General features: G+C 59.4%; 24 protein-coding genes and 1 tRNA gene. 11 read left to right on the forward strand and 14 right to left on the reverse strand.

Going from position 1 to position 25,003, the window contains the following annotated elements:
• Nucleotides 1-1,015: 1,015 nt before the first annotated feature.
• From RD1_RS16295 to RD1_RS16310, 5 genes are all read left to right on the forward strand, one after another.
• A complete protein-coding gene (locus tag RD1_RS16295) occupies nt 1,016-6,115 on the forward strand; it encodes a RecQ family ATP-dependent DNA helicase (protein ID WP_044033219.1) in 5,100 nt (1,699 codons plus the stop codon).
• Between the two features lie 486 nt (nt 6,116-6,601).
• Nucleotides 6,602-6,757 carry a light-harvesting antenna LH1, beta subunit gene (pufB, locus tag RD1_RS20745; protein ID WP_011569637.1) on the forward strand — a complete coding sequence of 52 codons (156 nt, stop codon included), beginning with the start codon at nt 6,602-6,604 and terminating at the stop codon, nt 6,755-6,757.
• A gap of 12 nt (nt 6,758-6,769) precedes the next feature.
• Nucleotides 6,770-7,126, forward strand: a complete 357-nt coding sequence (locus tag RD1_RS16300) for a light-harvesting protein (RefSeq protein WP_011569638.1) — start codon at nt 6,770-6,772, stop codon at nt 7,124-7,126.
• Nucleotides 7,127-7,226: 100 nt separating this feature from the next.
• On the forward strand, nt 7,227-8,684 hold the full coding sequence (locus RD1_RS16305) for a PucC family protein (protein WP_011569639.1): 1,458 nt from the start codon (nt 7,227-7,229) through the stop codon (nt 8,682-8,684).
• Nucleotides 8,681-9,730 (forward strand): PucR family transcriptional regulator, encoded by a 1,050-nt coding sequence (locus tag RD1_RS16310; RefSeq protein ID WP_011569640.1) that lies wholly within the window; start codon nt 8,681-8,683, stop codon nt 9,728-9,730. The genes RD1_RS16305 and RD1_RS16310 overlap by 4 nt, the downstream gene beginning before the upstream one ends.
• A gap of 108 nt (nt 9,731-9,838) precedes the next feature.
• Here RD1_RS16310 and RD1_RS16315 read toward each other — a convergent pair whose 3' ends face one another.
• From RD1_RS16315 to RD1_RS16350, 8 genes are all read right to left on the reverse strand, one after another.
• On the reverse strand, nt 9,839-10,228 hold the full coding sequence (locus RD1_RS16315; protein ID WP_011569641.1) for a Na+/H+ antiporter subunit G: 390 nt from the start codon (nt 10,226-10,228) through the stop codon (nt 9,839-9,841).
• On the reverse strand, nt 10,225-10,512 hold the full coding sequence (locus RD1_RS16320) for a K+/H+ antiporter subunit F (protein WP_011569642.1): 288 nt from the start codon (nt 10,510-10,512) through the stop codon (nt 10,225-10,227). Before RD1_RS16320 ends, RD1_RS16315 begins: the two co-directional genes overlap by 4 nt.
• On the reverse strand, nt 10,509-11,009 hold the full coding sequence (locus tag RD1_RS16325) for a Na+/H+ antiporter subunit E (RefSeq protein ID WP_011569643.1): 501 nt from the start codon (nt 11,007-11,009) through the stop codon (nt 10,509-10,511). The genes RD1_RS16320 and RD1_RS16325 overlap by 4 nt, the downstream gene beginning before the upstream one ends.
• 1 nt (nt 11,010) lies before the next feature.
• Nucleotides 11,011-12,552: a monovalent cation/H+ antiporter subunit D gene (locus RD1_RS16330; protein WP_011569644.1), complete on the reverse strand. Its 1,542-nt coding sequence runs from the start codon at nt 12,550-12,552 to the stop codon at nt 11,011-11,013.
• On the reverse strand, nt 12,549-12,911 hold the full coding sequence (locus RD1_RS16335) for a Na+/H+ antiporter subunit C (protein ID WP_011569645.1): 363 nt from the start codon (nt 12,909-12,911) through the stop codon (nt 12,549-12,551). Before RD1_RS16335 ends, RD1_RS16330 begins: the two co-directional genes overlap by 4 nt.
• A 1-nt stretch (nt 12,912) precedes the next feature.
• Nucleotides 12,913-15,786 (reverse strand): monovalent cation/H+ antiporter subunit A, encoded by a 2,874-nt coding sequence (locus RD1_RS16340; RefSeq protein ID WP_011569646.1) that lies wholly within the window; start codon nt 15,784-15,786, stop codon nt 12,913-12,915.
• Nucleotides 15,787-15,998: 212 nt separating this feature from the next.
• Complete coding sequence (locus tag RD1_RS16345; protein ID WP_245897304.1) at nt 15,999-16,229, reverse strand: hypothetical protein; 231 nt, start codon at nt 16,227-16,229, stop codon at nt 15,999-16,001.
• A 107-nt stretch (nt 16,230-16,336) separates the two neighbouring features.
• Complete coding sequence (locus tag RD1_RS16350) at nt 16,337-16,576, reverse strand: Lrp/AsnC family transcriptional regulator (protein WP_011569649.1); 240 nt, start codon at nt 16,574-16,576, stop codon at nt 16,337-16,339.
• Between the two features lie 145 nt (nt 16,577-16,721).
• Here RD1_RS16350 and hisB point away from each other — a divergent pair, with 145 nt between their 5' ends.
• Both hisB and hisH read left to right on the forward strand, forming a co-directional pair.
• Nucleotides 16,722-17,309: an imidazoleglycerol-phosphate dehydratase HisB gene (gene hisB, locus RD1_RS16355; RefSeq protein ID WP_011569650.1), complete on the forward strand. Its 588-nt coding sequence runs from the start codon at nt 16,722-16,724 to the stop codon at nt 17,307-17,309.
• 2 nt (nt 17,310-17,311) lie between these two features.
• A complete protein-coding gene (gene hisH / locus RD1_RS16360) occupies nt 17,312-17,950 on the forward strand; it encodes an imidazole glycerol phosphate synthase subunit HisH (RefSeq protein ID WP_011569651.1) in 639 nt (212 codons plus the stop codon).
• 22 nt (nt 17,951-17,972) lie between these two features.
• Here hisH and RD1_RS16365 read toward each other — a convergent pair whose 3' ends face one another.
• Nucleotides 17,973-18,764, reverse strand: coding sequence for a DUF4239 domain-containing protein (locus RD1_RS16365; RefSeq protein ID WP_011569652.1), 792 nt, complete (start codon nt 18,762-18,764; stop codon nt 17,973-17,975).
• A gap of 87 nt (nt 18,765-18,851) precedes the next feature.
• On the reverse strand, nt 18,852-19,238 hold the full coding sequence (locus RD1_RS16370; protein WP_044033506.1) for a DUF2147 domain-containing protein: 387 nt from the start codon (nt 19,236-19,238) through the stop codon (nt 18,852-18,854).
• 159 nt (nt 19,239-19,397) lie between these two features.
• Between RD1_RS16370 and hisA the strand changes: the two genes are divergently transcribed.
• The 3 genes from hisA to RD1_RS16385 all read left to right on the forward strand — a co-directional run bounded on the left by hisA (nt 19,398) and on the right by RD1_RS16385 (nt 21,269).
• Nucleotides 19,398-20,117, forward strand: a complete 720-nt coding sequence (hisA, locus tag RD1_RS16375; protein WP_011569654.1) for a 1-(5-phosphoribosyl)-5-[(5-phosphoribosylamino)methylideneamino]imidazole-4-carboxamide isomerase — start codon at nt 19,398-19,400, stop codon at nt 20,115-20,117.
• A gap of 76 nt (nt 20,118-20,193) precedes the next feature.
• On the forward strand, nt 20,194-20,955 hold the full coding sequence (gene hisF, locus RD1_RS16380) for an imidazole glycerol phosphate synthase subunit HisF (RefSeq protein ID WP_011569655.1): 762 nt from the start codon (nt 20,194-20,196) through the stop codon (nt 20,953-20,955).
• Nucleotides 20,952-21,269 (forward strand): phosphoribosyl-ATP diphosphatase, encoded by a 318-nt coding sequence (locus tag RD1_RS16385; protein ID WP_011569656.1) that lies wholly within the window; start codon nt 20,952-20,954, stop codon nt 21,267-21,269. Before hisF ends, RD1_RS16385 begins: the two co-directional genes overlap by 4 nt.
• A 9-nt stretch (nt 21,270-21,278) precedes the next feature.
• On the opposite strand, the gene RD1_RS16390 is transcribed toward RD1_RS16385, so the two are convergent.
• From RD1_RS16390 to rlmB, 3 genes are all read right to left on the reverse strand, one after another.
• Nucleotides 21,279-21,749, reverse strand: coding sequence for a CoA-binding protein (locus RD1_RS16390; RefSeq protein WP_011569657.1), 471 nt, complete (start codon nt 21,747-21,749; stop codon nt 21,279-21,281).
• A 209-nt stretch (nt 21,750-21,958) separates the two neighbouring features.
• Complete coding sequence (locus RD1_RS16395; protein ID WP_011569658.1) at nt 21,959-22,273, reverse strand: hypothetical protein; 315 nt, start codon at nt 22,271-22,273, stop codon at nt 21,959-21,961.
• A gap of 27 nt (nt 22,274-22,300) precedes the next feature.
• The gene (rlmB, locus tag RD1_RS16400) at nt 22,301-23,074 is read right to left on the reverse strand and encodes a 23S rRNA (guanosine(2251)-2'-O)-methyltransferase RlmB (protein ID WP_011569659.1); all 774 of its coding nucleotides are present in this window, start codon (nt 23,072-23,074) and stop codon (nt 22,301-22,303) included.
• A 111-nt stretch (nt 23,075-23,185) separates the two neighbouring features.
• On the opposite strand from rlmB, the gene RD1_RS21010 reads away from it, so the two are divergent.
• Nucleotides 23,186-23,269: transfer RNA gene (locus RD1_RS21010), tRNA-Tyr, on the forward strand.
• 69 nt (nt 23,270-23,338) lie between these two features.
• Here the strand turns inward: RD1_RS21010 and RD1_RS16405 are convergent.
• Nucleotides 23,339-24,994 carry a Na/Pi cotransporter family protein gene (locus RD1_RS16405; RefSeq protein WP_011569660.1) on the reverse strand — a complete coding sequence of 552 codons (1,656 nt, stop codon included), beginning with the start codon at nt 24,992-24,994 and terminating at the stop codon, nt 23,339-23,341.
• Between the last annotated feature and the right edge of the window lie 9 nt (nt 24,995-25,003).

The raw sequence follows: 25,003 nt of genomic DNA on the forward strand, positions 1-25,003 counted from the left end.
CCCGATATTGCGCAGTGATGCCCCAAGACGCAAAAAAGACAACACGCTCTGATTGCTCGGAACCGGCGCGCGCGCTGCTCAATCCAGCCATCGCGCTGTTTCCCTGCCTTTGCGCGGTACCCTTGTCGCTCGGACCATTGGCACTCAACGAACAACCGCTAGGTCGCGACCCGTGCCTTTTTGGGCGTGATGCCCGGCCCGCTTAGAAACTGCCCAACCACGTCCGCATGCGCCTGAACACCGGTCACACCTGCCAGCGCAGCGCTTCGCAACGGCATCCGCATTGTTTCCATGGGACACCACGTCGGACGCATTCGAAGTCGGCAGTGTTAAGGAGACAAAACACTGCAAGAGAGGCTGCAAATGCACCGGCAGGCCATGATGAAGCAACCTCTCGCGCTTCCCGCGCTGTCTCCGACGCGCCCAATCAATCGCCGTCTCCCGAACTGTGGACTCCGAAGGATTCGCTTTGATTTCTAAACATGTAAGACGGTTGGATTCTCCGCTTTCGAGCGCTGCCATTTGAGCGACGTACTGCGACGCGTTCAAGACCTGCGCCGCCTTACATGCAAGGGCGACGTCACAACCGGCGAGTTTAGTTGCGCGGGACTCTGCGCGCCGGACAGCCACCGTTAAATGGGGCGCGCTGGTAACTGGGGCCGTCTATGGACTGACCGAGAATTGGCGCGCTGCGCGAGCGGCAAGACGGTCACGCCGGTTGACCGCTTGATCATTTTCGGCCGCCGACGGATGTGGGTGCCCACCCATCGCCCCGCAGAAGAACCGGACGAAAAGGAGCCGATTGACCCGTTACAGCTTGCCGCGCTTGCGTCGGCCCGCGTCGCGTCGCGTGTCTCTGCCGGTGCAGTGCCAAGACTTTTGCCGCCTCCGGTTCCCAAGAGAGGCCATTTGCGCGACTGCCGCTAAAGGCCGAAAGCGGAGTTGGCGCAAAGCAATAGCTTGCACTCAGCTGAAAAAAGCTTTCAATTGCTTTGAGTTGAGAGGTTTCGTTGAAATGGGGTCGCACCATCAGGCATTTTTGGCGCGCTGCTTGTCAATTGACATTGAAGTTGATCCCGGGTCGGCAATTGTATTTGGTCTTGCCGCGGTCCGCGTCGATGGTCCGGCGATACCCAAGCGCACAAAGGGTCTGCAAAAGCGGGATCTTGATGCCCTTCACCAGGCGCTTGAAAACGTCAGTCATCCACTCGGGCACAATATTCTCAGCCATGATCTACCCCATCTTGCGGCTCTGCGGCCCGACCTTCCGGTAACGGGCGCCATTGATACGCTATGGCTGAACCCGCTGGCCTTCCCGCGCAACCCTTATCACCACCTGGTAAAACACTATCAGGATGGTCGGCTCGCCACGGGCCATATCAACGATCCCGAGCAGGATGCGCTGCTGGTATTCGACGTTCTGGACAATCAGCTTGAGGCCTTCGGCGCTCTGCACAAGAGCAACCCGGATGCACTTGCCTGCTATCACTACCTGACGACCCGCGCGGAGGGCATGACGGGGTTTGATGCGGTGTTTCGTTACATACGCGGACATGATTGCCCCTCTCAGACCGAGGCGCAAGACGCGCTGGTGCGGATGCTGGCAGGGCAGGTTTGTGGTGCCCGGCTCGCGCAAACGCTGGAGCGGCTTTCAAGCCCCAAAAACGGCTGGCCCATGGCCTATGCGCTGGCATGGATAACGGTCGCCGGTGGGGACTCCGTGATGCCGCCCTGGGTGCGGGCGCAGTTTCGCAAGGCGTCGCTGATCGTCAAACATTTGCGTGATACGTCTTGCGGCGATCCGAACTGTGCGTGGTGCGCAGAGCAAAACGATCCTTTGCGCGCCTTGCAAAAATGGTTTGGGTTCGAGGCATATCGCCCGCAACCGGTAGATCCGGAGGGGCGTCCACTGCAGGAACGGATCGTGGATGAGGCTATGTCGGGCAAGAGCGTGCTGGGCATTTTGCCGACCGGCACCGGGAAATCTGTGTGCTACCAGGTGCCGGCGTTGTCGCGATTTGACAAAACCGGCGCGCTGACCGTAGTGATTTCGCCGCTGGTTGCGCTGATGGCGGATCAGGTGCAGGGGATGGAGCGCGCAGGGTTAACCTGTGCGGTCACCATCAACGGCATGTTGTCTATGCCCGAACGTCAGGACGCGCTCGACAAGGTCCGGCTGGGCGAGGCCGGCATTCTGATCATCTCACCAGAGCAATTGCGCAGCACGGCCGTGCGCTCTGTGCTGGCGCAGCGCGAAGTCGGCCTCTGGGCGATCGACGAGGCACATTGCCTGTCGAAATGGGGGCACGATTTCCGGCCCGACTATCGTTATCTTGGCCGCTTCATCCGCGAGTTTTCAGGCGATCAACCCCCTGCTCCGATCATCTGCCTGACCGCGACGGCCAAGCCGGAAGTGGTGGCCGAAATTGTCGAGCATTTCCGCGCCCGTCTGGATGTGCCGCTGACGGTGCTGGACGGCGGAAGTACCCGGCAAAACCTGACATTCGACGTCCGGCCAACAACCAAGACCACAAAACTGGCGGATGTGCTGTCGGTCATTGAACAGAGCTTGCCCAGCGAGGGCCGTTCCGGCGCAGTGGTTTACTGCGCCTCACGTAAGTCTACGGAGCGCGTTGCGGAGTTTCTCAAGGCCCAAGGTCTTGACGCTGCCCATTTTCACGCAGGGCTCAGCCCCGATGACAAACAGACCGTTCAGGAACGGTTCCGCATCGGCGATCTGCGGGTGATTGCCGCGACCAACGCCTTTGGCATGGGCATTGACAAGCCTGACATCCGCCTCGTGGTCCATGCGGATATTCCCGGCTCTCTGGAAAACTACCTGCAAGAGGCAGGGCGTGCAGGGCGCGACAGACTGCATGCAAATTGCGTTCTGCTCTATGCCACAGATGACGTGGAACGGCAGTTTGGCTTGACCTCCAGCGCGCGCCTTGCCCGGCACGAGATTGGCGCGATCCTCAAAGCGCTGCGGCGGATCGATGACAAGACGCAGAAATCCGGCGCCGTTGTCGCCACAGCGGGTGAAATTGTTCGCCACGAAAAGGATCAGGACTTCGAACGTGACAGTGCGACCGATGACACGCGGGTCAAGACAGCGGTGTCCTGGCTGGAAGAGGCGCAGCTGCTCTCGCGCGAGGAAAACCGCGTTCGGATATTCCCGTCGTCTTTGACTGTGCGTTCGCTGGCCGAGGCCAAGACCAAACTTGCGGGCGCCAAGATCACCATGGCGCACCGCAATGCGCTGCTGGCAATCGTGCGGCATTTGATACAGGCGGCTGCGGATGAAGGCGTGTCGACCGATTCTCTTTGCGGCGTGGCCGGGTTGACACCGGGAGCGCTGACCAAGGCACTGGTCACTCTGGAAACCTTGGGCATCGCACGCAACGACATGGCTCTGACGGCGTTTGTGCACGTCGGCGTCGCGGACGCTTCGATCGCGCGGTTGGGGAAGATCACCGGTCTGGAGCGCGATCTGATCGCTCAGATGCAAGAACTTGCCCCTGATGCGGATGCGCAGACCCCACAGCCGCTGAACCTGCCGGAGGCCTGCACAGCCCTCAGGTCACAGGGCCATCACGATGTGCGTCCCGATCAAATTGACAAGCTTTTGCGCGGCATGGCGCGCGACGGGCGCGATCTGGATGGCGGGACGGGCAACCTGCGCCTGCGCAAGGCGAGCCGCAAGACCCTGATGGTCACTCTCCTGCGCCCATGGCGTAGCATTGCCCGCACAGCAGAAGTGAGGCATGTGGCTGCCTCCCTGCTGCTATCGCATTTGATCGAAAAGCTGGCGAAAGGCACGCGGGGCAAGGATTTGCAGGTTGAGACGACCTATGGCGACTTGCTGGCCGCGGTGGCTCAGGACGCGTTTCTCAAGACGTCAGGTGTTGCGGATATGACCCGCCTGATGGAACGTGCGTTATTGTGGTTGCATGAACAGGGTGTCCTGAACCTTGGGAAGGGCCTGACCGTCTTTCGCCAGGCCATGACCGTTCATCTCAACCCAAAGGGCGGACAATTTACGCAGGTCCATTTCACTCCGCTGGAAGAGCATTATGCCGAACAGACCCTGCAAACCCATGTGATGGCGCATTACGCCGAAACCGGGCTGGTCGCGATGCCCGATGCGATGCGTTTGTCGGAGGACTACTTCCTGCTCACCCAGGACCAGTTCATGAAACGCTGGATGCCTGGCAAAGCGCGAGAGTTGCGCAGGCAGACCACCAGCGCCTCGTGGAAAAAGATCGTCGAAGACCTTGGCAATAAGACCCAAGAGAGCATCGTCGCCGATGACCGGGCCAGCACCAATGTGCTGGTTCTTGCGGGTCCCGGTTCTGGCAAGACGCGGGTCCTGGTGCACCGGGTCGCATATCTTTTGCGCATCAAGCGCGAGGATCCACGCGGCATCCTTGTGCTGGCCTATAATCGCCATGCGGCATCCGAGATCCGGACGCGTCTGGCCGCGCTGGTGGGCGAAGATGCGCGCGGCGTGACGATTTGCACCTGCCATGCGCTGGCGATGCGCCTTGTGGGTGCGAGCTTTTCCGGCTTCGATGCGCAAAACGCCGATTTCGACCGCATCGTGACAGATGCGGCGGGGCTTCTGAACGGTGATGGGCTCTCGAAATCCGAGGCGGAAGCGCAGCGCGACAGTCTGCTGGATGGCTATCGCTGGATTCTGGTCGACGAGTATCAGGACATCGGACCCGAGGAATACGCCTTGATCTCTGCAGTGGCGGGTCGATCTCTGGAGGATGCCGATCTGAAGCTGAGCCTGTTTGCCGTGGGCGATGATGACCAGAACATCTATGCATTCACGGGCGCGTCCGTGGATTTCATTCGCCAGTTTGAGGCGGACTATCACGCCAGACCGTCCTTTCTGATCGAAAATTACCGCTCGACGGCACACATCATCGCCGCTTCCAATTCGGTGATCGAACCGGCCCCGGGCCGCATGAAGGCAGAGCAGGCCATCCGCATCAACGCAGCGCGCAGCGTCGGAAATCCGGGAGGCCGCATGGCCGACGCCGACCCAGTCGCGCAGGGCCGCGTGCAACTCCTAGATGTCCCACCCGGCCCAAAGCCACAGGCCATTGCGGCGATTGATGAACTCTTGCGTCTCTGCGCGCTGGATCCGCAATGGGACTGGCGCAAAGCGGCCGTGATCTCGCGCGATTGGAAGAGTCTCGATGCCGTGCGTAGCTATGCCGAGGCCAAAGGAATCTCCGTCGACATGGCGAATGAGGACCTGCCAACGATCTGGCGCCTGCGCGAGACGCAAGCATTCGTGGCGGCCCTGCGCGCCAAAGGGAGTGAATTGCTTGGCCTGAATGACATACTTGCGGCCCTCAATGCGCTGCAAGCCAGCAAGTGGACCGAACTGCTCGCTGAAGGCATCGCTGACCTCGCGCGCGAATTGCAAGACAAGACCATGCCCGCACCGGATGTGATCGAATGGATCGCCGAATGGGCGCGCGACACCCGCGGCGCACAACGCGGGCTGCTGCTTACGACCGCGCACCGGGCCAAGGGGCTTGAGTTCGACCATGTGGTAATCCTGAATGGCGGCTGGGACCGAGCCTCCCAAAACGAGGATGCCGCCGCGCCACGGCGCTTGTTCTATGTCGCCATGACCCGCGCCCGGCACAGCCTCGCGGTGATGACCAGCGGCACCCATGCTTTGCTGACCAGCAAAGGTGACGCGACCCTGCGCCGAGCCCTGACGCCCCGAGATTCGGAAAGCCACGGCCCTGAAAAGGTTTTTCAACTGCCCTCACTCAAATCAGTCGATCTGTCCTATGCTGGTCGCAAAGGATCAGATGACCCCGTCCATGCAGCGATCCGCGACGCGCAAACCGGGGACGACATTACACTGGAGTACCGCGCGTCTCGCTGGGTCATTCTTGATAAAAACAGCCGCGCGCTCGCCCGCATGGCGAAAAACTGGAAACCTCCTGAGGGCAGCTCTTTTCTCTCGGGCACGCTGGGCGCGATTGTGATATGGCGCAAAACGGATAGCCAAGAAGAATTTCAACGACATATCAAGCAGGATGAATGGGAAACGGTCTTGCCCGAGTTGGTTTTCGTGGCACCATAACGTCATGCAACGCGCTCATAGAGGACGCTTGAGAGTTGTGGCTGCCAATCAGCATTGAGGCATGATCCCGTATCGGCGCTCGATTTTGACCTCCTTTGTGTCGGGTCGATCCGACACTGCATAGCCGTCATATAGCGTGTCTGACATCCAGCACACACATGACTGCACGCCTATTAACCAGCCTGGGATTCGGGGGAGCCATGCCTTTACACAGCGCGCTTCAACTATGATTTCCAGAGCATTTCAGGGCGCAATGAGGACACCGTTGACAGAATAATCAGCGAAATCATGCGTTAAGAGACAAGTGCCGGGATACATGCACAGCCAAAAGGTAAATAAAAAATGACACTTGTAATGTCAACTTTTTCTGACACAATGGAGGGACGGTCCGAGTGTGCGCGTCGCGACCAATGAGCTGCATGGCAGTACCCCGTTCCTTTCGGAAACTGCGATGTACTTGGTTAGAAGCTGAATTGGAGAACCATTATGTCCGACGACCCAGACAAAGTTTGGCCGACCGGTCTTACACTACTCGAAGCCGAAGAAGTTCACAGCTACCTGATTGATGGTACCCGTGTCTTTGGTGCAATCGCACTCGTTGCCCACATGCTTGTCGCTGCGTCGACGCCGTGGCTCGGATAAGGGGGAAAACACATGAACAATGCAAAAATGTGGCTTGTCGTTTCCCCATCTGTCGGCGTTCCGGTCTTTCTGGGCGCAGTCGCTGTAGGCTCATTCGCGGTACATGTTGCCGTGCTGAGCAACACCTCATGGGTCTCCGACTTCCTGTCGGGCAATGAGCTGGGAAGCGGCGATGCGCAAGAAGCGGCCGCAAGGATCCTGGAGAACGCGGATAATGACGTGGCAAACGCCTCTTACGTAGTTCCCTCCGCAGATGGCAGCCAGCAGGTGCTAGTGGTGATGCCGGATGGCACAACGGCGATGGCGACGTTGCAATCCCCGTCCTACGTTCAGGCCAGCGTTACGCAGCCTGTAACCATAGAGCAATAACGCGCGGTCCCTCGCCCTTGTGGCGGGGGGCTTGCGACACCCATACCTGCGGGGTCACTGCACCAGCAGGTCCAATTTGAATAAGAATGGCGGGAGGATAATGTTCGAGTATCGCGCATTTGCCTTACGAAAGCTGGTTTCGATCGCGCCGCGCTATTTGCCATTCGCGGACGTCGCCACCAAAGAAGTGCCGCTGTCCCGCCTGCTGCGCCTCTCCCTCTTCCAAGTCACCGTTGGCATGGCCATCGTGCTGCTTGTCGGCACTTTGAACCGCGTCATGATCGTCGAACTCAGTGTTCCGGCGACGCTTGTCGCGATGATGCTCGCCCTGCCCCTGTTGTTCGCCCCGTTTCGCACGTTGATCGGCTATAAATCCGATGTGAACGTCTCCGCGCTTGGGCTGCGCCGGGTCCCGTTCATCTGGAAGGGGACGCTGTATCAATTCGGTGGCTTTGCCATCATGCCTTTCGCGCTGCTGGTCTTGTCAGGCTACGGCGAAGCGGTCGATGCGCCTCGCTGGATGGGCTTGTCAGCTGCTGCGCTCGCGTTCCTGCTGGTGGGCGCTGGCGTGCATATGGTCCAGACCGTGGGCCTTGCACTGGCCACGGATCTGGTCGCGGACGAAGATCAGCCAAAAGTCGTGGGCCTGATGTATGTCATGCTGCTTGTCGGCATGGTGCTCAGCGCGCTGGTCTTTGGCACATTGCTGGAAAACTATACGCCGGGGCGCCTCATACAGGTCATTCAGGGGGCGGCGGTCATGACTGTCGCGCTGAACCTGTTCGCGCTTTGGAAACAAGAGGCGCGGGATCGGGTCCGCGCGCAAAAGATGCAGACGGCGCAACACGCGCCCTTTCGCGAAACTCTGGCCGAACTGGTCCAGAAGCCCGGCCGCAAACGGCTTTTAGTTGTCATCGCACTTGGCACCTTTGGCTTTGGGGCCGCTGATGTGCTGCTTGAACCTTATGGCGCGCAGGCGCTCGGGTTTTCGGTAGCGGAAACGACACGGCTGACCGCCCTTTTGGCGGGTGGCACGTTGATCGGCTTTGGCATCGCCTCGCGCGTTCTGAGCGAGAATGGCGCGGCCACACGGCTCGGGCTGATCGGTGCGCTGATCGGGATACCGGGGTTTTCCGGCATCATCCTGTCGGCTTTTGGCGGCGGTGCGCCGCTGTTTCTGGCTGGAACACTGGCAACAGGTATCGGCGCGGGCCTCTTTGGTCATGCCACATTGACCGCGACCATGCGCTCGGCTGAGCGTGAACAGATCGGCCTTGCGCTCGGCACTTGGGGTGCCGTTCAGGCAACAGCCGCTGGTGTCGGTGTGGCGCTGGCAGGCATCGTGCGCGACATCATCGTCAACATGTCCACCTATGCCGACCTGCCCGCGCATGCACCCTATAATGCGGTTTTCCTGATCGAGATTGTTTTCCTCGCGCTCGCATGCGCTACACTCATACCTCTGTGCGGCAAAGCAAGGACGGCGCAGCACCCGGGTATTCACCCATCCAAGCGGTCCATACCGGATCCGCATCCTAAATCGGCGGAGGCATCATGACACAAGTCATTACGCGATATTTTGAAAACGCGGCACAGGCGTCATTGATAAAACGAACACTCACTGTGGAGCGGTTTCCCGGACGCGACCTGAAGGTATTTACCGAGGCCCAGGGGCTGGTCGAGGCACTGACCGCTGAAAAGGTCGACGCTGATACGGCTGAGGCCTACAAAAAGAAACTGGCATCCGGCGGTGCGGTTTTGTTGGCCAAGGCAACCTATGTGCCGCTCGGCGCGGCGCGGATGGTGCGTGAGATCACGGCAAGGATGGGGGCCGCCGATATGGGTGACCTCGTCGAAGAGGTCTATGTCAAGGACCCGCCCGGCAGAACCGCCAGCGTGCTGAGCGGTCATCCCCACATGCTGTCGCGCAAACGCGACCCGGAATCGTCGACATATCACATGGCGGACTGGCCCATCCCCCTGATCAGCCGCCGCAAACCGTCTGACGAATTTGCCATTCCAAGGCATGGGCGGATGGCCAACTTCCCGATCCCCCTGCTGAGCAAGCGCAAGCCGAAAGACAACTTTGCCTTTCCACGCCACGCGCGCATGGCGAATTTTCCCATCCCGCTGCTGAGCAAGCGTAAACCTTGGGACATTTTTGCCTTTCCGCGCCACAAGCGTATGGCAGATTTCCCGATCCCCCTGCTGAGTGACCGCAAACCCTATACGGGGACGATGATCGGGCGGCACACGCGGATGGCCAATTGGCCCTTCCCGCATCTCATCAATGGGAAAACGGGCACGAACTCCCTGATCCCGGGGGGGCCGCGCATGGCCAATTTCCCCATTCCGTTGCTGAGCAAGCGCAAGCCGGCAGACAAATTCGCCTTTGAGCGTCACGCGCGGATGGCCAATTTTCCCATCCCCCTGCTGAGCAGACGTAAACCTATTGATAAGTTTGCTTTCCCGCGTCATGCGCGGATGGCGGATGCAATTCTGCCGCTGACCGTGCGCCGTGCGGATACCGAAGCGACCGAAGGCGAGGCGGCGCGGTTCTCCTTTTCCAAACTCTTTGGATTCCCAACGCTGCTGCGCCGCTGACAGGACAGCCCGGCAACCGCGTCATCAATGACGCGGCATAGACTGAAAACAAAAGGGCTGATCCCGCCGGATCAGCCCTTTTGCTGTTTCAGCCAACGCCTGCGCGGATTACGGGTTGGTCTGCACCTCGATATCCCGGTCTGTTTCTGGCACATCCATGGTGGACCACATTTCATCCTTGGTGGGGGCCTGCGGCATGTCGCATGATCGCTTGTGGATGTTCACCTTGGCAATGAAGTTGGCCGAAATCGGCGCGGTCACAAACAGGAAGGCGAGGATCAACACCTCATGAAATGAGCCCTCGGATGTGGCAAAGGAGTAGGACATCGACGCCAGCAAAAATGACCCGATCCCCAAAGTCGCCGCTTTGGTCGGCGCATGCAGGCGCGTCATCGGATCACCCAGTTTCAGCAAGCCAATGGCGGCAACCATGGTGAAAACAGCGCCAATCAGCAAAAACGCGACCGTGATGTACAGTTCGATAACTTCAAGGCTCATTCGATGATGTCCCCCCGCAGTATGAATCGCGCCAGCGCCACCGTCGAGACAAAACCAAGCATGGCAATGATCAGTGTGACTTCGAAATAGACGCTTGTGCCCTGTGTGATCCCCAGCAGCACAATCAGCCCGATCGCATTCATCACCATCGTATCAAGGGCAAGGATACGATCCCCTGTGCTCGGCCCGATCACGAGGCGCACCATTGCCATGAGCTGGCTGATGCCCAGGACGGCGAACCCGAGATAGAGGCTCAGTTGTACCAGTTCCAGTGCGAAGGTCATTGAAAGATCTCCTTCAGGCGACGCTCGTAGCGGTTTTTGATCTCATCCCGGACAGCATTTGCATCCTCTGCGTCCAGCGCATGGACCAGCAGGCTGCGACCCTCGTTGGACAGATCCGCCGATACTGTGCCGGGCGTCAACGTGATTGTCCCGGCTAGGATCGTGATCGCTTCGGGCTGACGCAGGTCGAGCGGTACCTCAACCCATTTCGGCTTCAGCTTGGCATTCGATTTGGTCAGGATGATCCACGCCACTTCGATGTTCGCAACGATAATGTCCCAGAGCACGATAAGACAATAAACGAGAAACTTGCCCGCCCGGATGCTCTCCGGTCGGCCCGGCCACCACACGGCGGTGGCGCGGGGGATGATGATGCCCAGAATAACGCCGAAGACGAACATACCCGCCGAGACTTCGTTCTGTAGCATGATCCAGACGATTGTGAGGATCACCGTCAGCAGCGGATGCGGGAAAAGCCAGTGAAGCGCGCGTCCCATGTCAGTAGCCCTCCTTCGGTGTGCTCAGCTTGCCCGGCGTCTCAAGCACGGTTGAGATATAGGGTGCCGGTGCAAACAGCTGTGCGGCTGTGGTGCTCATATAGCCGTGGATTGGCCCGGCAAACACCGTATGCGCGGTCAAAAGCGCCAGCAAGCCGCCCACCGCAACGCAGGACAGGACGGGTGGGCTTTGCGGCTCCGGCATGCCTTCGATGGGCGCGACGCTCTTTGCCTTCCAAAAGACGATACTGCCCGCGCGCGACAGCCCCACGACGTTTACGAGGCTCGCGATCAGGACCGTCGCAAAAACCCATGTCATCGCGTCGGTCGGAAAAGAGGCTTGCAGGATCAGCAGCTTGCCCAGAAAACCAGACAGGGGCGGCAGCCCCGCCATGGCAATCGCACCGGCAAAGAAGAGGGCAGACACCACAACCGCGCCTCCAATGGCCGGGGTTGGCGTCAGTTCGAGGTGCGCACGGCTGGATTTCACCAGATCAACGATCAGGAACAGCGTCGCCGCCGCCAGTGTCGAGTGGATGATGTAATACAGCGCCGCCGCGATGCTTTCCGGGGTAAAGAGCGAGATCGTCACCATCACCATCCCCATGGAGCTGATCACCGCAAAGGTCACCATCCGATCGAGCTTTTGCGCAGCAAGCACACCTGCCGCACCAAGTGCGAGCGATATCAGGGCGAAGGCCAGCAGCCAGTCGCCATGCAGGCCCGCCGTCGCCTCGAACTCCGGCGGGAAGACCATGGTGTAAACACGGATGATCGCATAGGCACCGACCTTGGTCATGATCGCAAAGAGAGCCGCAACCGGCGCCGGTGCTTCGGCATAGCTGGAAGGCAGCCAGAAGTGCAGCGGTACAAGGGCAGCCTTGATAGCAAACACCAGCAGCAGCAGCACAGCCGCGACCCGTATCCCGACCGTTTCCGAGGCATCAACCGCCTGCACCCTCTGGGCAAGGTCCGCCATGTTCAGCGTGCCGGTTTCGGCGTAAATGGCCCCGAGGGCAAAGAGAAACAGCGTCGATCCGATCAGGTTGAACAGCACATATTGCACGCCCGCCCGCAGGCGCGCATTGCCACCCGCATGGATCATCAAGCCGTAAGAGGCGATCAGCAAAACCTCGAAGAAAACGAAAAGGTTGAAGAGGTCACCGGTCAGAAACGCGCCCATGATGCCCATCAGCTGAAACTGGAACAGCGCATGGAAATGACGGCCCCGGTCATCCCAGCCCGACCCGATGGCATAAAGCAGAACCATCAGGGCAAGCACGGCGGTCAGCAGCACCATGATCGTCGACAGGCGGTCCCCGACAAGGACGATGCCAAAGGGCGCGGCCCAGTCGCCAAGCTGATAAAGCATGATCGTGCCATCAGAGGTGGCCCATGCAAGCCCCACAGCCACCGCAATCAGCGCGATGACACCCGCGATGGAAAACACGCGCTGGATGCCAATGTGATAGCGCGCAGCCAGAATGATGAAAGGCGCAACAAGGGCCGGCAGCATGACCGGTAGAATGAGCCAGTGGGTCATTGTGCATCCTCCGCAGGCTGGGTAGATGCGTCAACTGCGTCATTCACTTTGTCATCATCCCCACCCAGATAGGCCCCAAGGGCAATCATCACGACGACCGCCGTCATCCCGAAGGAGATCACGATTGCGGTCAGAACAAGCGCCTGTGGCAATGGGTCGGAATAGATCACGCCATCGACCCCCTTTTGCAGCACAGGCGGCGCACCGACGGCCAGTCGGCCCGACGTGAACAGGAACACGTTAACCGCGTAGGTCAGCAGCGAAATGCCCAGTATCACCGGAAAGGTGCGCATGCGAAACAAGAGGTACAGACCCGCCGAGGTCAGCACACCGATGGCTGAAGCGACCAGAAACTCCATGTCACACCTCCCCCTTAGCAGTGGTATTTGGCGGCACGTCCAGCCGTGAAGGGTCAATGTCCATCGGGTGTTCCGCATCCGGCATCTGCTGTCTGCGCGCCAGACGCGACAGGCTTTCCAGCGCAAGCATAACCGCCCCGACAACCGCCAGAAACACGCCAAGGTCAAAGAACAGCGCTGTTGCCAGTTCGAATTCGTTAAAGGGCGGAATGCGCACATAGGTGAAATCGGACGTAAGGAACGGTTTGCTGACAAACCACGACCCGATCCCTGTCAGACCCGCGATCAGAACCCCTGCCCCGATCACACCGTGATACGGATAGCGCAGCCGCGCGGTTGTCCAGCTAAAGCCGCTGGCCATATATTGCGTCACGACACCGATCGACACGACCAGCCCCGCGATGAAGCCGCCACCGGGTTCGTTGTGACCCCGCAGGAAGATATAGAAACCGACCAGCATGACGATGGGCATCATCACCCGCGTCAGCACGACCATCATCATCGGATGCATGTCTCCCGCCCGGGGCTGGTCGGGTTTGCGGTTCAACAAACGCGCCCGCACTGGCCCACTGAGCAGCGATTCTGTCAGCGCATATATCAACAGCGCCGCAATCCCCAGAACGATGATTTCACCGTATGTGTCAAAGCCCCGGAAATCGACCAGAATGACGTTGACCATATTGGTGCCACCGCCGCCCTTGTAGGAATTCTCGACGTGGAAGGCCGAGATGGCAGGCTCCACCGCTTCGCGCAGCAGGTAGTGATAGGTCAGCGCAAAAGTCGATAGCCCCCCAACGACGGCCACTGCGATGTCACGGCTGCGTTGAAACGCTGAGCTTTCAACAGGCGATCTGTTGGGCAGGAAGTTCAGCGCCAGAAGCAGCAGAATGATCGTCACCGCCTCGACCGTGAACTGCGTCATCGCGAGGTCCGGTGCACTGAAATACACAAAACCGACCGAAACCATCAGCCCGCAAATCCCCATCAGGATCAGCGCCAGCAAACGGTTTCTGTGGAGGAAAACCATCGCAATCGCCGCCGCAACAAGCATCAGCCAGCCCGCAATCGGGACGACCCCGGCGGGCTGAATTGCCCGCGTGGCCTCGCCGACCGTGCCCGTCATCCAGGCGTAGATGCCCGCGCCCACAATGGCGACGGCCGCGAAAAGTGAATAGCGCGTAAACGAGCCATCATGCAGCGGGCGCATCAGCCTTTGCGACAGCGCCACGATGGCCTCGACAAGGCCCTCGAAGATGACCTTGGCCTCGGGCCGCGGGGCGGCATCCCACCCTTTGAGCAGCGGCTTGAACATGGCCAGCAGGATCACACCGCCAATGGTCGCAATCACCGACATGTAGAGCGCGGGAACCAGCCCATGCCAAATCTTGAAATAGGCCGTGGGCACATCCAGTACGCCGCCCAGAACCGAGGCCGTGACCATTTTGACAAAGGGTTCGGCCAGAAACGGGGCCACGCCGATGACAACAACCAGAACCACCAGAATGGCGGGCGGCATCCACATTCCGGCACCCGGATCATGCGGCTTGGCCGGGTAGTCGTCGCGCTTGGGGCCAAGGAAGGTATGCGCGATCAGCCTGAAGCAGTAGGCCGCCGAGAACAGCGATCCGACAACCGCAAGCCCCGGCACAAGCCACGCCGAGCCGAAGAGTTCCGTGCGGTAGACCTCTTCGAGCATCATTTCCTTGGACAGGAACCCGTTCAGCAGAGGAATACCCGCCATGGACAGCGCCCCGAGCGTCGCAATCACAAAGGTAATGGGCATCAGGTGACGCAAGCCACCCAGCCTGCGGATATCACGCGTGTGTGTTTCATGATCCACGATCCCCGCCGACATAAACAACGCCGCCTTGAAGGTCGCATGGTTAAGAATGTGAAACATCGCCGCCATGGCGCCAAAGGCCGTACTGGTGCCCAGCAGCATGGTGATCAGGCCGAGGTGGCTTACGGTTGAAAAAGCCAGCAAGGCCTTGAGGTCATGTTTGAACAGCGCAATCACCGCGCCCAGCACCATGGTAATCAGCCCGGCCGTCGTCACAATCGCGATCCATTCCGGCGTGCCCGACAAGACAGGCCACATCCGCGCCATCAGGAAAATCCCGGCTTTGACCATGGTGGCCGAGTGCAGATAGGCTGAGACTGGCGTCGGTGCGGCCATCGCGTGGGGCAACCAGAAGTGGAACGGAAACTGTGCCGATTTGGTGAAACAGCCCAGCAGGATAAGCAAAAGCGCCGGCAGGTAGAGCGGGCTCTCCTGAATGAGTTCACGGTTCTGCAGGATGACGCTGAGGTCGTAGCTGCCCGCAATCTGGCCGAGGATCAGCATCCCCCCGATCATCGCAAGCCCCCCCATACCGGTCACGGTCAACGCCATGCGCGCGCCCTGACGACCTTCGGGCAGGTGTTTCCAATAGCCGATCAACAGGAATGACGACAGCGACGTCAGCTCCCAGAAAATCAGCAAAAGCAGGATGTTATCGCTCAAAACGATCCCGACCATCGCGCCCTGAAAGAGCAGCAGGTAGGTAAAGAACTCGCCCATATTGTCGTCTCGCGACAGATAAAAGCGGGCATAGGTGATAATCAGCAGGCCAATACCAAGGATCAGCAAGGCAAAGAAAAAGCCAAGCCCGTCCAGCATGAGGTTGAAATTCAGCCCCAGTATGGGCAACCAGTCAACGCCGACGGTCACGACCTCGCCTGCAAAAACCGCAGGTGCATTGGTCAACAAGCCGATAAAGGCGGACAGGGACACCACGAAAGTGATACCCGCACAGGCTTGACGCCCGGCAGAATTCATAAGTCCGGGCAGTAATGCGCCCAGAAAAGGCAAAGCAACGATAAGGAAGAGGGACACGCGAACTCCTGATCTTTGGGGCCTGAAATGGTCCCCCCTAATGTGGTAGATTTTCCCGAACCTCAAGAGAAACCGTGAAAATCTTCGTCGATATGGGGTTTCTGCACAGAACCGCGCAGGAAAAACGCATACCTGCGGCCAGATATCGCATCTGAATGTCAGACTCCTCTGACAGTATCTGTCAGGAAGCGCTTGCCAAGGCGTGGATTATGTCAGTTGATCGGAAAGTCGCGCAGGCATTGTTCGGCCAAGCGCTCAAAGTCATCCAGCGTTTCCTGAACACCGCGCCGGTCGCGCACGACTTCGAGGGCGGCCTTCTTTTCGGCCCATGTGCCGGAGACATGCCCCTGCAGGATCAGAAAGGAGATCCCGATCATGACGTCTTTTTCCTGCTCTCCCATCCGGTCGGTGTCCGACAAAACGATCGCGGTCAGCGCCATCATGTTTGCACACCGCAAGGCACCGGCCTCCGTTCCCTCGTAAACGCGCGTTTGGGACATTGCGCCGGCGGCGCAGGATATCGTCAGCAAAAACGCGCAGCAGAAGCGTTTCAAAAGACCTTGAACGTCATGGTCGACATCGACCTTTCGATCCCTTTGATATTCAGAAGGTTTTCGTTGATGAACTTGCCCACATCCGCGTCCTTCGGGATATACATCTTCATCAACAGATCATATTCACCACTGGTGGAGTAAAGCTCCGAATGTATCTCGCGCAGGGCGATTTCCTCGGCCACCTTGTAGGTGGTGCCCGGCGTGCAGCGAATCTGAACAAAAACGCAAGTGGTCATGAAACGGCTCCTTCGGGGCGTCACGCCCATGGGCGCAGGCTGGCATATCAGGCACAGGGGCCGCAATCCCTGAATGTGGCATCTTTTACTGCCGGGCAAGCCTGTTATAAGGGCCGCGACTTTGACAGGTGCGGAGACCGCTTCCATGCGCAGCCATTCCATCACCCGCAGCACAGCGGAAACCGACATCGAGGTGAGCGTTCAACTGGACGGCACCGGGCGCTATGACAATCAGACCGGCGTCGGTTTCTTTGACCACATGCTGGACCAGCTGGCGCGCCATTCGCTGATTGACCTGAGTGTCAGGGCCAAGGGCGATCTGCATGTGGATGATCACCACACCGTCGAAGACACCGGCATCGCCCTCGGGCAAGCGCTGGCGGGCGCATTGGGCGACAAACGCGGCATCGTGCGGTACGGGTCGTGTCTGTTGCCGATGGATGACGCGCTGGTGCGCTGTGCGCTTGACCTGTCCGCACGTCCCTATCTGATCTGGAACGTCGATATGCCCACGGCCAAGATCGGCACCTTTGATACCGAACTGGTGCGTGAATTCTTTACCGCACTCGCCACCCATGGCGGAATCACGCTGCACATCGACTTGCTGCACGGGATCAATTCCCACCATATCGCCGAGGCCACGTTCAAATCCGTCGCCCGTGCCCTGCGTCAAGCGGTTGAAACGGATCCGCGTAAGTCTGACGCGATCCCGTCCACCAAAGGCGCACTCTGAGCGTGCTGACGGCGATTATCGATTACGAAAGCGGAAACCTGCATTCCGCGCATAAAGCCTTTGAACGCATGGCAAATGAAACCGGGGGCGGCGACGTGGTTGTGACGGGCGATGCGGATGTGGTGGCGCGTGCCGATCGCATCGTGCTGCCCGGCGACGGGGCGTTTCCCGCCTGCATGGCCGCGCTCAAAGGGCATTCCGGGCTCTATGCTGCGATGATCGAAGCCGTGGAGGGCAAAGGCCGCCCCTTCATGGGGATTTGCGTTGGCATGCAGCTGATGGCGACGCTGGGCAGGGAATACCGCGACACGGAAGGACTGGATTGGATCAGTGGCGAAGTGATCAGGATCACGCCGCATGATTCGTCACTGAAAGTCCCCCACATGGGCTGGAACGATCTGATCATTGATGCCCCGCACCCTGTCTTTGAAGGGATCACCACCGGGGATCACGCCTATTTCGTCCATAGCTATCATATGGATGTGACACATGACGCAGAACGGCTGGCGCATGTGGATTATTCAGGCGATGTGACGGCCGTGATCGGGCGGGACAATATGATCGGCCTGCAGTTTCACCCGGAAAAGAGCCAGTCTGCCGGGCTGCGCATGATTGCCAACTTTCTTGCATGGCGGCCCTGAGGGGCTCGGCAGCGCCCAAGCGTCAGTTGTCTCTGCTCATGGACTTCAAAAGCTCCTGCATGGGCGTCTGGTCGCTCAACAGGAAACCGTGCCTTGGATCGTCTAGATCCGTGATCAGCGTGATAACACATGCAAAAGCGATCACCATCCCGGGCAGAAGTTCCGATCGCCTGCCAAAACTGACGCCGAACCGATAGCTCGTCGTGGCAAGTCCGACGGCGGATACCACATAAAGCGCGAGCCAGATGGAGGGCGGAATGGCATAGCGCACGCCAACGGCAACGCGCAGAGTGTGCACATCAATCACCTCATTGATGCCGCTCACGGCAAGCGCATGTGTCGGCGTGGGCGCGGCCTGCCCCGCTGCGACGACTGTTTGCCACATTTCGGAATGAAGCTGCTCTGACGCACGGATGACCGAAAAATACTCAGCAATCGTTGTTTCGGGTCGGATGATGTCAACACGGATGCGGGTGTATTCTGTGAGCAGTGCACGCAGCTTTGACCGGTCTTCCGTTTCCAGCAGATCCGCCCTCAGAAACGCCGTGCCAATGGCGTTTGCCTCATCCAGAACGACCCCGCGCCGTTCGGAGAAATTCGATGCAGCTATGCCAAAGGTGAAGGCGAGCAAAAAGCTGACCAGCCCAAGAATGGACCCGGTGACAATCCCGGTTGACCCGCTTTCGACAAAATCCGCGTGCTCACGCCGACGCCGCCCAATGCGAAAACCGACTTCGGTGGCAGCAAAGAAAAAGGCAAGGCTGAGCGCGAATGTGCCCCACAGGGGTAAAATATCGAAAGTTGAAGTCATCATGCCGTTACTGAATTCTGTTGCCCGCCATCCCTTCAGGCTAGCAGCACAATTCAGGTAGCGCTAGAACCGCGTTGACGAACCGCCGTTTCAGTTCACCCGCGCCCAGGTCTGTGTCGAGCACAAAAGACCACCCGCCACACAGCCGGACAACCGCATCCTGTCCCCGTCAAGCGCGATCTTGCCACGATAGATTTTACCATTGCTGGGCCGCCAGACCTGCCCGGTGTATTTTCCATCCCCCTGAGGGGCCATATCAATCACCAGCGTTTTGCCTCGGTTGGGCGAGGTATATTCGGCCCCCTCCTTGAACGTCCGTTCGATCGTACCGCAGAAATTCGCACCACAAGGCGCGATCGCCACATGTGCAAAGGCCCCGTCATCAGGCTCGGTTTGCCAGGTTCCCAACAGGGGGTCCGCCATGGCCATGCCGCCTGCACATACCCATGACGCAATCGCCAGAGTGATAACGCGCATCATGATCCCTTCCTTTTTCAGACGATAACACCCTGCCCCTTGCCCGCGCATTCTGGCAAGCATGACCACACGTCGCGTTGCAAATCACGCCCATCCGGTGCACAAGCCCGGCTGATATGATGCACCGCGCCATGGCGCGCCCAGACCGGAACGAAATCAATGATCCTATATCCCGCGATTGATCTCAAAGACGGACAGGCTGTGCGGCTTGTCCACGGGGACATGGACCGCACCACCGTTTTCAACGACGACCCGGCAGCGCAGGCGCGATCCTTTGTCGCGGCAGGCTGCACGTGGCTGCATCTTGTTGATCTGAACGGTGCCTTTGCTGGGGAACCTGTGAACGCGGCCCCGGTCGAGGCGATCCTCAAGGCTTGCCCGGTGCCGGCACAGCTTGGCGGTGGCATACGCGATATGGCCACCATCGAGCGCTGGCTCAACAAGGGGCTGGCCCGGGTCATTCTTGGCACCGTCGCCGTGGAAAACCCTGATCTGGTCCGCGAGGCGGCGCGCGCCTTCCCCGATCAGGTCGCCGTGGGGATTGATGCACGCAACGGGTTCGTTGCGACCAAAGGCTGGGCAGAGGAAACCGATGTGCAGGCCACCGATCTGGCCAAGAGCTTTGAGGACGCCGGTGTCGCGGCGATCATCTACACTGACATCCTGCGTGATGGTGCCATGGGCGGGCCGAACACGCAGGCAACGGCGGACCTCGCGCGCGCCGTCAGTATTCCGGTGATCGCATCCGGTGGGGTTTCCTCGCTCGATGATCTGCTGGCATTACGGGACAGCGGTGTGATTTCCGGTGCCATATCAGGTCGCGCGCTCTATGATGGGGCGATTGATCTGGCGCAGGCGCTTGAAGCGCTCAAAACGTGAGGCGCACCCCGTGATACCCGGGGGCAACAGGATCAACCCGCTTGCCCCGCCGCGCACGACACCCTAGAGATGCCGCATGTTGAAAACCCGCATCATCCCCTGTCTGGACGTCGCTGATGGCCGCGTGGTCAAAGGCGTGAACTTTGTCGATTTGCGCGATGCGGGCGACCCGGTGGACGCCGCCATCGCCTATGATGCCGCGGGCGCGGATGAGCTGTGTTTTCTGGACATCACGGCGACGCATGAAAACCGGGCGACCATGTTTGATGTGGTCACGCGCACGGCAGAACATTGCTATATCCCGCTGACCGTGGGCGGGGGTGTGCGCAGCGTGTCAGATGTGCGCGCGTTGCTTTTGGCCGGTGCGGACAAGGTGTCGTTCAATTCCGCCGCCGTGGCCAACCCCGATGTGGTCGCGCAGGCGGCGGATCAGTTTGGCAGCCAGTGCATCGTTGTGGCCATAGACGCCAAGACCACCTCGCCCGGCAAATGGGAAATCTTTACCCATGGCGGGCGCAAACCGACCGGCATTGACGCCGTGGCCTTCGCGCAGACAGTGACGGCAAAGGGTGCTGGAGAAATCCTGCTTACCTCCATGGATCGTGATGGCACGCGGGCCGGGTTCAATCTGCCCCTCACCCGCGCCATTTCAGACGCGGTGAATGTGCCCGTGATCGCCTCTGGCGGGGTCGGCACGCTCGACCACCTTGTCGAGGGCGTAACAAAGGGCGGTGCATCCGCGGTCCTCGCCGCATCGATCTTCCATTTCGGGGATTACACGATCGCTCAGGCCAAACAGCACATGTCGGACGCTGGCATCCCCATGAGGCTCATATGACACTTGACGCTCTGTTCGCCACCATTCTGGACCGAAAAACTGCCGATCCCGCCAGCAGCTGGACGGCGCAACTTCTCTCCAAAGGACCGGAAAAATGCGCGGAAAAATTCGGAGAAGAGGCGGTTGAGGCCATAATCGAAGCTGTCAAGGGCGACCGCGACGCCCTGACTGGCGAGGCCGCGGATGTGCTGTATCATTTGCTGGTCATGCTTGCAGCCTGCGATGTGGACTTGAAAGACGTCCTGGCGGAACTTGAGCGGCGACAAAATACATCTGGGATCGCTGAAAAACAGGGCAGATTCAAGGCGCCGTAACCGTCAGCCTCAGGTCAGGCGCGAGGATATCATGCCGGTCGAAAAGCCACCCATGCGCAATTCGCCGAACAACCTTTGATATTCAATCTTGGGGCAGCGGTTCTGCACCACGGTAATGCCGCGCGCCTGAGCTTTTTGCGCTGCCGCCTCATGCGACACGCCGATTTGCATCCAGATGGTTTTCAGATCCGGCAGCACCGCGAGCGCTTCGTCCACAATCTCCAGCACGGCTTCGGAGCGGCGAAAGATGTCAACCATATCAACCGGTCGATCAATACTGTTCAGCGTCTCATGCACGACCTCGCCAAACAGCGTCTCGCCTGTGTGCCTCGGGTTGACCGGCAGCACCTTGAACCCCTTGAGGTTCAGATAGCGCGCAACAAAATAGCTGGGCCGCACCGGGTTCATTGAGACACCGACAACGGCGATCGTCCTGGTCTGCTGCAATATGCGTTTGAGCGAAGCGTCCGAATAGTCCATGCGCCACCCTAGCCCAGCCACGGGGCGAAAAAAAGAGCGTCCAGTGCCTGAGGCAAAGGACGCTGCAAGGTACGGAACGAGGGACAGTCTAAACTCAAAAGGCGTTCCGAGCCTTCTGACATGATGAATAGATAGGGAGTGGTATCCACAGTTCCAGCCCCGCTCGCACTTCTGTGAAGGAAAGGTAAATTTGTCGCAGTGGCGCAGGTTCAGTCGAAAATGTCTTCGATCACGTCAAAGGCTTCTTCGAGGATATGCCGCATCAGCCCCTTGCGCCGCTTCACGGGCTTGCGGCGCTGCGCATAATCTGCATGATACTGATGCTTCTTGGATTTTTTCACCGGTTTTGACGGCACATAGCCGCGTTCCTGCCTGTTGGTTGCACGCTCCTGTTTGAAACGTTTCATGTCATGCAGGGGGGCACCGCAATTGGCGCATGTCAGCTCATGACGGTCTTTGCCAAGCACTAGTGCGGCACGTGATCCGCAATAACAACAGGTGGCGATTTTAGTCGGATATCCCATGTCTGCCCTTTTCGGTCTGCACTGTTTTCAGACCCTCTGTGTGGCATATAAGGCGATTGCCGCCGCATTCGATACGTTGAGCGACCCAAATTGGCCTGCCGCATCAATCCGCACGAGGGAATCGACAGTCTCTTTGGTTTTTTCGCGCAATCCCGGCCCTTCTGCCCCCAGCACCAGCGCAACGGGGCGGTCCCGCTTGCCCTCAATGGCCTGTTCCAGCGTGTCGCTGGCTTCGCCATCCAGGCCCAGCACGATGTAGCCCATACCCTGCAAAGCACGAATCGTATCCGACAGATTGCGGACCCGCAAATAGGGCTGCCGCTCCAGCGCACCGCTGGCAGATTTGGCCAAGGCGCCAGTTTCGGGCGCTGAATGATGCCGTGTCCCGATCACGGCAGACGCGCCAAACACTTCGGCAGAGCGCAGGATCGCCCCCACGTTATGCGGGTCCGTCACCCGATCAAGCAACAGGACGCGCGGATGCTCGGCGCCGACGCAAACGTCTTCAAGGCTGCCCCAGTTCAGCGGTTTGACCTCCAGCGCCGCCCCCTGATGCACCGAACCGGGATCAAGCGGTGCGCTGAACTTTCGAGGGTCCACCACTTCGGGCGTGATACCCGCTGCTTCAATCGCCCCTGCCAGTTTGGCCTGCGCATTCAGCGTCACGATCAGTTGCAATTTCTGACGCGCGGGATTTTCCAGCGCATCGCGCACCGCATGCAGGCCAAACAGCCAGATTGTCTCGCGATTTTCCGATTTTTTGTCCTGCTCCTTGCGCACGACCCATTTTGGTTTTTTCATTGCGGGCTTCCAACTGATTTTAGACGCACGAAAGCGACGGTTTTCGCCTTGACGGCTCAGGACACCGCTTGTAATCACGCCCACACTGTTTATGCAATGCATCGGCAGCGTGGGCGACAGGCCGCAAGGTGTGGCAGGGGACTGTAACTCCCTCGCGGAGACGCACGCCTGGTTCGATTCCAGGGTCGCCCACCATTTTCTGACATGAAAAATCTGGCAGGCACCGTGGCCTTGGGCCTTAGCGGATTTTGAGAAACATGATGATCATGCAAGACGGCTCTTCAGGAGGTCGCCGGATTTGAGCAGGATCGGGTGGCCGACCATCGAAAACGCCGTGTTTACCTGTTTCAATGCTCTGAGCGTTTCCTGATGAATATTGCTCGTCTCGATGCTTTCAGCGAGCCCTTCACGCAGGCGCCCGATATGGCTGCGCTGCAGTTTCTGTTCCACTTTGCGTACCTTTTCCTTTGCCGCCACCAGTTCGCGTGCCTCGGCAGGATTCTGGTTCATCATGACATTCAGCGCCAGTTGCACGTTGCTTTGAACCCGGTCGGCAAAATCGCGGATTTCCTCGCGTCCTTGCTGTGAGAATTGTAGCTTTTGCCTGTCCAGACGCCGGGCCAGATCCACCATGATCCGCGCAATCGCATCGGATGCGGAATCCAAGCTGGATGAGATGGACGCAAGTTCCATCGACCGGCGGCTCAGATCTTCATCCAGACCGGTCTGACCAAGGCGGGCGAGATAGAGTTTGATTTCCAGATGCATTTGCTTGGTCGCTTTTTCTTGATCGACAATCCCCTTTGCCGTCGCGCTGTTCCACGCGTCATAAAGCGGTTCGACCGCGACCAGCATCTGTTCGATCTTTTGTCCCATGCCCAGCAACTCGCGCGCTGTGCAATCAAGGGCCCGCTGGGGGCGATCCAGCAAGGCCGGATCAAGCGCGCTTGTCACATTCAATGCAGCGTTGGCGACGGGTTTCTCGGTCATGACACGCGACAGCGCAGCCGTGATCAGGCCCACAAACGGCAAGGCTGCGATTGCCAGTATCAGATTGAAGGCCAGATGAAGGTTAATCGTCTGGCGCACCGGGGTTGCGCCAAGGTAGCGCAAGAGTTCCGGCAGGGCAGAAACAAGCAGCAAGGCAAGGGCCGCCCCGCCACCACGCAGGATCAGATTGGCCATGACCATCCGCCGCGCGGCAACCGGGGCCGTATAGGTCAACAGGAAGGCGATCAGGCCACCGCCCAGATTGGCACCCAGGATCATGGCCGCGGCGGCAAGCACCGGCAGGATGGACTGCCCCGCAAGCGTGACGAACAACAAAACCGCCGCAACGCTGGAATGTACGCTCCAGGCAAACACCGCGCCAATCGCGAAGGCGGTTAATAGATCACGGCCCAGATAGGCCATCACGACCTGCGTGCCGGGATTGGATATCAGTGGCTCGGTTGCGGCGCGGATCATGTCCAGTGACACAAAGATCAGCGCAAGCCCGATCATGATGCGACCAATCTGGCGCGTGCTGCTGCCTTCACCACGCAGAAACACCACGACGCCCAACAGCAGCAACAGTGGGATCAGGATGGGCTGACGCACCATCAAAAGCTGCGTAACGATGGCCGACCCCACATCCGCCCCCAGCAGGATCGCAAGCCCGGTCGCGGTGGCAAGCCCACTTTTGGACACGAAATTGGACACCAGAACAGCCACCGCAGTGGAGCTTTGCAAGAGCACAGCCGCGCCCATGCCGGTGCCCGCCGCAAGCAAGCGGTTTTTCGCGGAATGGCGCAGCCAGATGCGCATAGGCGCGGCAAACCCCCGCTCGACCCCGGTGCGCACCAAACGCACGGCCCAGATCAACAGCGCCGCAGCGCCTGCGATCTGCACGAGGACTTGGAGGATGTGAGGGTCGTTCACCGGGCGGAC

Origin of the sequence: Roseobacter denitrificans OCh 114 (genome assembly GCF_000014045.1) — a bacterium.
Lineage (GTDB): Bacteria > Pseudomonadota > Alphaproteobacteria > Rhodobacterales > Rhodobacteraceae > Roseobacter > Roseobacter denitrificans.

Excerpts from the sequence above, each read along its gene's own strand:
- RD1_RS16305 (WP_011569639.1), top strand. The coding sequence starts at position 7,227 with ATGTTCGAGTATCGCGCATTTGCCTTACGAAAGCTGGTTTCGATCGCG.
- hisA (WP_011569654.1), top strand. The coding sequence starts at position 19,398 with ATGATCCTATATCCCGCGATTGATCTCAAAGACGGACAGGCTGTGCGG.
- hisF (WP_011569655.1), top strand. The coding sequence starts at position 20,194 with ATGTTGAAAACCCGCATCATCCCCTGTCTGGACGTCGCTGATGGCCGC.
- RD1_RS16370 (WP_044033506.1), bottom strand. The coding sequence starts at position 19,238 with ATGCGCGTTATCACTCTGGCGATTGCGTCATGGGTATGTGCAGGCGGC.
- RD1_RS16395 (WP_011569658.1), bottom strand. The coding sequence starts at position 22,273 with ATGGGATATCCGACTAAAATCGCCACCTGTTGTTATTGCGGATCACGT.
- RD1_RS16335 (WP_011569645.1), bottom strand. The coding sequence starts at position 12,911 with ATGGAGTTTCTGGTCGCTTCAGCCATCGGTGTGCTGACCTCGGCGGGT.
- RD1_RS16295 (WP_044033219.1), top strand. The coding sequence starts at position 1,016 with ATGGGGTCGCACCATCAGGCATTTTTGGCGCGCTGCTTGTCAATTGAC.
- RD1_RS16310 (WP_011569640.1), top strand. The coding sequence starts at position 8,681 with ATGACACAAGTCATTACGCGATATTTTGAAAACGCGGCACAGGCGTCA.
- RD1_RS16330 (WP_011569644.1), bottom strand. The coding sequence starts at position 12,552 with ATGACCCACTGGCTCATTCTACCGGTCATGCTGCCGGCCCTTGTTGCG.
- RD1_RS16315 (WP_011569641.1), bottom strand. The coding sequence starts at position 10,228 with ATGAGCCTTGAAGTTATCGAACTGTACATCACGGTCGCGTTTTTGCTG.
- RD1_RS16320 (WP_011569642.1), bottom strand. The coding sequence starts at position 10,512 with ATGACCTTCGCACTGGAACTGGTACAACTGAGCCTCTATCTCGGGTTC.
- RD1_RS16350 (WP_011569649.1), bottom strand. The coding sequence starts at position 16,576 with ATGACCACTTGCGTTTTTGTTCAGATTCGCTGCACGCCGGGCACCACC.
- pufB (WP_011569637.1), top strand. The coding sequence starts at position 6,602 with ATGTCCGACGACCCAGACAAAGTTTGGCCGACCGGTCTTACACTACTC.
- RD1_RS16385 (WP_011569656.1), top strand. The coding sequence starts at position 20,952 with ATGACACTTGACGCTCTGTTCGCCACCATTCTGGACCGAAAAACTGCC.
- RD1_RS16345 (WP_245897304.1), bottom strand. The coding sequence starts at position 16,229 with ATGATGGCGCTGACCGCGATCGTTTTGTCGGACACCGACCGGATGGGA.
- hisB (WP_011569650.1), top strand. The coding sequence starts at position 16,722 with ATGCGCAGCCATTCCATCACCCGCAGCACAGCGGAAACCGACATCGAG.
- RD1_RS16325 (WP_011569643.1), bottom strand. The coding sequence starts at position 11,009 with ATGGGACGCGCGCTTCACTGGCTTTTCCCGCATCCGCTGCTGACGGTG.
- RD1_RS16300 (WP_011569638.1), top strand. The coding sequence starts at position 6,770 with ATGAACAATGCAAAAATGTGGCTTGTCGTTTCCCCATCTGTCGGCGTT.
- RD1_RS16390 (WP_011569657.1), bottom strand. The coding sequence starts at position 21,749 with ATGGACTATTCGGACGCTTCGCTCAAACGCATATTGCAGCAGACCAGG.
- RD1_RS16365 (WP_011569652.1), bottom strand. The coding sequence starts at position 18,764 with ATGATGACTTCAACTTTCGATATTTTACCCCTGTGGGGCACATTCGCG.
- rlmB (WP_011569659.1), bottom strand. The coding sequence starts at position 23,074 with ATGAAAAAACCAAAATGGGTCGTGCGCAAGGAGCAGGACAAAAAATCG.